Genomic DNA, 6,131 nt, shown 5'->3' on the forward strand with positions numbered 1-6,131 from the left:
AAGGACTCGCCATGAAGTACGACCCCGCGAGCGAGAAGAGCCCGCTGCCCTTCTCGCCGTTCAAGAGCTGCACCGTTCCGCGCCCGATCGGCTGGCTGTCGAGCGTCAGTCCCGACGGCGTCGAGAACCTCGCGCCGTACAGCCAGTGGCAGAACCTGACCTTCGACCCGCCGATGGTGATGTTCTCCGCCAACCAGTACCCCGACGGTCGCCGCAAGGACACCGTGCTCAACGCCGAGCAGACCGGTTGGTTCGTCTGGAACATGGCCACCTGGGACCTGCGCGAGGCGGTCAACACCAGTGCCATGGCCCTGCCCGCCCACGAGAGCGAGTTCGACCGCGTCGGGGTGACAAAGCGGTACGCCGACCTGGCGCCGGTGCCGATGGTCGGCGAGAGCCCCGTGCACTTCGAGTGCCGCTACCTCTCCACGCACCGCATGGTGGGGGACTCCAACGTCGGCACGATCGACATCGTGTTCGCCAAGGTCGAGCGGATCCACATCGACGAGTCGGTGCTCACGCCCGAAGGCAGGCTCGACATCCCGAAGATCAAGCCGATCGCGCGAATGGGCTACTACGACTACACGGTCGTCACCGACACCTTCGAGATGCGCATCCCCCAGGCCTCACCCGACGAGGCGCTCGGACTGGCCGGCCAGGCCTCCTGATCCGCCGGCTGCACGCGCCACCCACCCCCACGGATGCGTGCAGCCGGCACTCCACCGCAACGGTCGGAAGCGGGGCTCGACAGGGAGTCGCAAGGTCGTCGCGCCGGATGCGTCGTACGCCGTCAGTCGGCGAACTCCATCACCCCGTCGTCGACCGAGCTGCCGCGCAGGAACTTCTTGTCGAAGTACCAGTTGTGCTTCAGGCGCCACGGGTCCCGGTCGCCGGCGAGGGGCAGCCGGCCGGCCGCGCGTTGGAGATAGCCCGACTCGAGGTCGAGCAGCGGGGCGGGCTCGAGGCCCTCCTCCTGCCGTGGGGCGGCCACCTTCAGGTTGTGCTGGTCCATGTGCTCGAGGAGGCGTACGACGTACTCGCACACGAGGTCGGCCTTCAGCGTCCAGGAGGCGTTGGTGTAGCCCACGATGAAGGCGAAGTTGGGGATGCCGCTGAGCATCATCGCCTTGTAGGTGAAGGTCTTGCCGAGGTCGACCTTCTCCCCGTCGACCTCGATCGAAGCGCCGCCCATCGGGATCACGTCGAGGCCCGTGGCGGTGACGACGATGTCGGCCTCCAGCTCCTGGCCGGACTTGAGCCTGATGCCCGTCTCGGTGAACTTCTCGATGTGGTCGGTCACGACGTCGACCTTGTGGCTGTGGATTGCCTTGAACAGGTCGGCCCCCGGGATCACGCACAGGCGCTGGTCCCACGGGTCGTACGGCGGCGTGAGGTGCGTGTCGTAGTCGAAGTCGTCGGGCAGGTGCAGCTTGGCCCAGCGCTTGAGCAGCACCTTCGCGACCTTCGGGCTGCGCCGGCAGAACTCGTAGAAGCCGATCGTGACTGCGGCGTACCGGGCGTGGATCGCCCGCGCGGCCAGTGAGCGCGGGAGCGTCTTCTTGAGCGTCTGGGCGATCGGGTCGACCCTGGGCTGGCTGACGATGTAGGTCGGCGTGCGTTGCAGCATCGTGATGTGTCCGGCGTCGCGGGCCATCGACGGGATCAGCGTCACGGCCGTGGCGCCGCTGCCGACCACGACCACGCGCTTGCCGGTGTAGTCGAGGTCCTCGGGCCAGTGCTGGGGGTGCACGAGACGACCACGGTAGTCGTCGAGGCCGTCCCACTGCGGTGTGTAGCCGGCCTCGTAGTTGTAGTAGCCGCTGGTCGAGACCAGGAAGTCCGCGGTGAGCGTCTCGGTCTCCCCGGTCGCGGTGTTCTCGACGGTGACGGTCCAGAACCTGTCCTCGCTGGACCACGCGTAGTCCGTTGCCTTGCGGTTGTAGCGGATCTGCTTGTCGACGCCGTACTCGGTCGCGGTCTCGCGCAGGTAGCGCAGGATGTCGGGGCCGTCGGCGATCGCGTTCCTGCCGTCCCAGGGGCGGAAGCCGAAGCCGAGGGTGTACATGTCGGAGTCGGAGCGGATACCGGGGTACTTGAACAGGCTCCAGGTGCCGCCGAGCTCGTCGCGCTGCTCGAGGAGGGCGTAGTTCTTCGCCGGGAAGGCCCGGCTGATGTGCACGGCGGCATCGATGCCGGAGAGCCCTGCGCCGACGATGAGGACTTCGAGGTGGGTTGCTTCGGACACGGTCAGTCCTTCGGGTCGGTGACGGCCGCGGGGTTCTCCGCGTTGGCGAGGTTGCGTGCACTGGTGGAGCGCCCGAGAGCGGCCACCTCGGCGTCCATGCGGGGGAGCAGGTCGGGGACGAACTTGAGGACCGGCTTGCTGCCGGCGGCCGAGTTGACCACGTTGCGGTTCAGGCCGACACCGCGCACCCAGCCGGGGCAGTAGACGTGGCGCCGACGCTTCTCGATGCCCTTGACGAACGCCTTCACGCAGGCGTCGACCGACGTGGTCCGGCTCAGCGGGTAGGGCATCTTCTTGATCATGTCCTGGAAGGAGGAGAGGTCCTTCTTGGCGTCCCGAACGAGGGGCGTGTCGATCCACGACATGTGGGCGCACCCGACGTCGACGCCCTGGTGGGCCAGCTCGAGCCGCAGGGCGTTGGCGAAGTGCTCGGCGCCGGCCTTGCTGGCGTTGTAGGCGGCGAGCCCGGGCGCTGCGGCGAACGCGGCGAGCGAGGACACCACGAGGAGGTAGCCCTGGGAGTCCACGAGCGCCGGCACGGTGGCCCGTGCGGTGTGGAAGACACCGAGGACGTTGATGTCGAGCACCCGCTTGAAGGCGGCGGGGTCGACCGCCATCACCGAGCCGTAGCTGGCGATGCCGGCGTTGGCCACGACGACGTCGATCCGGCCGAAGCGCTCCAGGGTGGTGTCGGCTGCGGCTTGCATGGCCGCCAGGTCACAGACGTCGGCCACCACGGCGAGGGCGTTGTCGCCGATCGTAGCGGCCGTCTCTGCCAGGGCCGTCTCATCGAGGTCGGTGATGACGACCTTCGCGCCCCGGGCGGCGAGCGACTTCGCGACCTCGGCCCCGATGCCGCGGGCGCCTCCGGTGATGAGTACGACTTGGTCTTCTGAACGACTCACGATGATCTCCATTGTCTGTGACACTGCGTAACAGGTAAATCTAGGTGGCAGTGGCGGAGTGGTCAATGCCGTGAGACGCATGCCTCCTGCTGCCCCGGGGTCCGGAGCACGAGATAGCCCGTCTGGGGGATTCAGTGGACGGTTCGCAGGCCCCACGATGGAGGAGAGGGGCGACGGGAGCGGGAAGGTGGTCGACGAACGTACGGCGGCGGAGCGGGCGGGCAACTACCCACCGCGGAAGTCGACGATGGTGCGCCGCTGCACGGCGGCGATCATCGGCGAGCCCGACGAGTGGCTCTTCGACCAGGTGGTCGCCGACCTCGTCGCCCTGCTCAACGAGCCCGGACTGACCCGCGAGGACCTGTTCGCCACCTTCCGTGACACGGCGGGCGCGTTCGTCGTACCGTCGCTGTCGAACTCGGGCCGCGGCCGGTTCTTCCGCGGCCCGGGAGCGAGGGCGCCCAAGCGGCTGCTGGACGCCAATCCCCAGACCTGGTTGGAGATCCTGCGGGTCCGCGACATCGGACCGGACAGCTTCTACGACATGTTCAACCTGCTGGCCGTGAGGTGGGTGCACCGCTTCGGCGCGAGCCTGCCGGTCTTCATTGCCGCCGACGGGTCACCGCTCGACGGCGTCGCCTGGACCATCCAGTCCGGCCCCGGGATCAGCGCTCCGGTCGGCGTCGACGTGCGCCACGGCCTCGGCTTCGACCCGGCGGGCAACCCGGTCGCGTTCCCGAGCGTGGGGGAGTACGTCGTGTCCGACGGGTCCGCGCAGACGCGGGTCGACGTACCGGTCGCCACTGCCTTCGTCAGGGTCGGCCTGGCGGCGAGCAACCAGCTGCGCATCTTCCACGACCCCGAGATCGTCGCGCTGTCAGTGCATCCGGCGAAGGCGACGTACCCGGCCAAGCATGCGCAGTGGCAGTCGACGTTCGACAAGTCCGGCACGCCCTGCGGCACCTGCGAGAAGTTCGCGTTCGTCAAGCAGGAAGACCTCGAGTCGCCACAGATCCTCATGGTGGCGACGGACCCGGAGGAGTCGAGCACGCTCATCTCGAACCTGCCCGCCGGCCGTTACGTGATCGCCGGCCACGCCGACGGGGGACTCATCGTGACCACGGTGCGTGATGTCGTGATGGACGTCGGGTCGGTGCGCGAGATCGGACTCGACCACGGGTTTGACCTGACCCGGTTGGACGTCGTCCCGCCGCCGAAGGTGTTTCTGCAGGGCAACGTCCCCCAACAACACCAGCAGCAGACCAGGTGGTGCGGCCTGTTCTCGCTGGCGCACGCGTTCAGCTACTGGGCGCCGCAACGCTACAACCCGATGGGCGACAACGGTCAGTGGGCCGGTGAGCACATCAAGGACGGATGGGACTCGACCTGGCTGCACTCGTTCCTGCTCTACGTCAGCGGCGGGTTGATCCCGGCGGTGGTCTCGATCTTCACCGACGACCCGTCGCCAGGCACCCTCCAGGAGACGATGACCGTCGGTGCCTGGAGGTTCGGTTTCTCCGGCCAGGGCTACACCTACGAGTCGCTCGGCAAGACGGAGGCGCTCACCCAGCTCAAGCGCTGGATCCACTGCGGCGTACCGGTGATCGTCACCATCGACGAGCTGATGGACCAGGGCGAGGGCCACTGGAGCTCGGAGCACTACAAGGTGTTGATCGGGTACGACGACGATGCGCAGCTGCGCTACACCGACGACGACGGCAACGAGCACACCAGCACGGGCGCGTTCTACTTCCAGAACTCAGGAGGACAGGGGGAGACTCGCGGCGATCCGGACGTGCTCGAGGCACAGCTCCGGGAGAACCACCCCGACTACGAGAGCGTGCCGATGGGCAACGAGGCCGACTCCTACACGGTCTTCTGGGAGAAGTGGAAGACCGGCGGCATCCCGACCTTCAGTGACTCGCACTGGTGCCTGCCGATCTATCCGACCGACTTCGTCAAGGCGTACGCCGCGAACCCCGAGGCGTGACTGGCTTCCTGGGATCAGTCGAGGACCAGTCGGGTCAGCCGACGACCGTGCCACCGCGGTGCAGGTCGCGGTGGTGCTCGTAGATGTCGGCGTTCGTGTGCAACCGCTCGACCTCTTCCGGGGTGAGCTCGCGACGCACCTTCGCGGGCACGCCGGCGACCAGCGTGCGTGGCGGGATCTCCATGCCCTCGGTGACCAGGGCTCCGGCGGCGATGAGCACCTCGTCGCCGATCACGGAGCCGTTCATCACGGTGGCGTTCATCCCGACGAGCACGTGGTTGCCGATGGTGGCCCCGTGGATGACCGCACCGTGGCCCACGGAGACGCCCTCGCCGAGCGTCACGGGCTTGCCCTTGTCGACGTGGAAGACGCAGTTGTCCTGCACGTTCGAGCGTGGACCGATGGTGATCGGCTCGTTGTCGGCGCGCAGCACGGCGCCGTAGAAGACGGACGACCCCTCGGACAGTTCCACGGATCCGACCAGCGTCGCGTCGGGAGCGACCCAGGCGGAATCAGGTACGACGGGGGCGCGGTCTCCAAGTGCGATCAACATGCGGGCCAGCCTAGCGACGACGATCGGCGCCCGATCGAGGGTGCTGATCCTCAAACATCTGGGTTGGCGTCTGGGGATAACTCGGCTCATTCGTCACACGCGTTCACAACGGTCACCACCTTCGTGCATTTGTTCAAAAACAGGCATATCAGGCGTAAAATCGTGCCCATGAGCAACCCCGACCACATCGGCCCCGGCACCCACCCGGTGCTCGAGTGCGCAGCGGTGATCGAGACCTCGTTGAAGTCGGTCGNGTCGAGCTGACCGACCTCGGCTCCCAACTGGAGTCCCTGCGGCTGCGGGTGATCGCGGCCGCAGGCGACGTGGCCGAAGCAGACGGCGACCCCAACGTCGCCTCCTGGTTGACCCCACGCACCCGCACCGGGGCGGGCGCGAACCACCAGGCCGAGAAGCTGGCCACCTCCCTGGACACCCGCT

The 6,131-nt window shown here is 67.6% G+C and carries 5 protein-coding genes; 2 read left to right on the forward strand and 3 right to left on the reverse strand.

What is annotated here, in order from left to right:
• Positions 1–11 precede the first annotated feature (11 nt).
• Positions 12–668 (forward strand): flavin reductase family protein, encoded by a 657-nt coding sequence (locus ASH02_RS06560; protein ID WP_056680170.1) that lies wholly within the window; start codon positions 12–14, stop codon positions 666–668.
• Positions 669–790: 122 nt separating this feature from the next.
• On the opposite strand, the gene ASH02_RS06565 is transcribed toward ASH02_RS06560, so the two are convergent.
• On the reverse strand, positions 791–2,245 hold the full coding sequence (locus ASH02_RS06565; protein WP_162262577.1) for a flavin-containing monooxygenase: 1,455 nt from the start codon (positions 2,243–2,245) through the stop codon (positions 791–793).
• Positions 2,246–2,247: 2 nt separating this feature from the next.
• On the reverse strand, positions 2,248–3,150 hold the full coding sequence (locus ASH02_RS06570; protein WP_235539001.1) for an SDR family oxidoreductase: 903 nt from the start codon (positions 3,148–3,150) through the stop codon (positions 2,248–2,250).
• 157 nt (positions 3,151–3,307) lie between these two features.
• On the opposite strand from ASH02_RS06570, the gene ASH02_RS06575 reads away from it, so the two are divergent.
• A complete protein-coding gene (locus ASH02_RS06575; protein WP_057294474.1) occupies positions 3,308–5,140 on the forward strand; it encodes a C39 family peptidase in 1,833 nt (610 codons plus the stop codon).
• Positions 5,141–5,174: 34 nt separating this feature from the next.
• Here ASH02_RS06575 and ASH02_RS06580 read toward each other — a convergent pair whose 3' ends face one another.
• Positions 5,175–5,693, reverse strand: coding sequence for a gamma carbonic anhydrase family protein (locus tag ASH02_RS06580; RefSeq protein ID WP_057294511.1), 519 nt, complete (start codon positions 5,691–5,693; stop codon positions 5,175–5,177).
• Between the last annotated feature and the right edge of the window lie 438 nt (positions 5,694–6,131).

The sequence above is a fragment of the Nocardioides sp. Soil796 genome (assembly GCF_001429525.1).
Lineage (GTDB): Bacteria > Actinomycetota > Actinomycetes > Propionibacteriales > Nocardioidaceae > Nocardioides.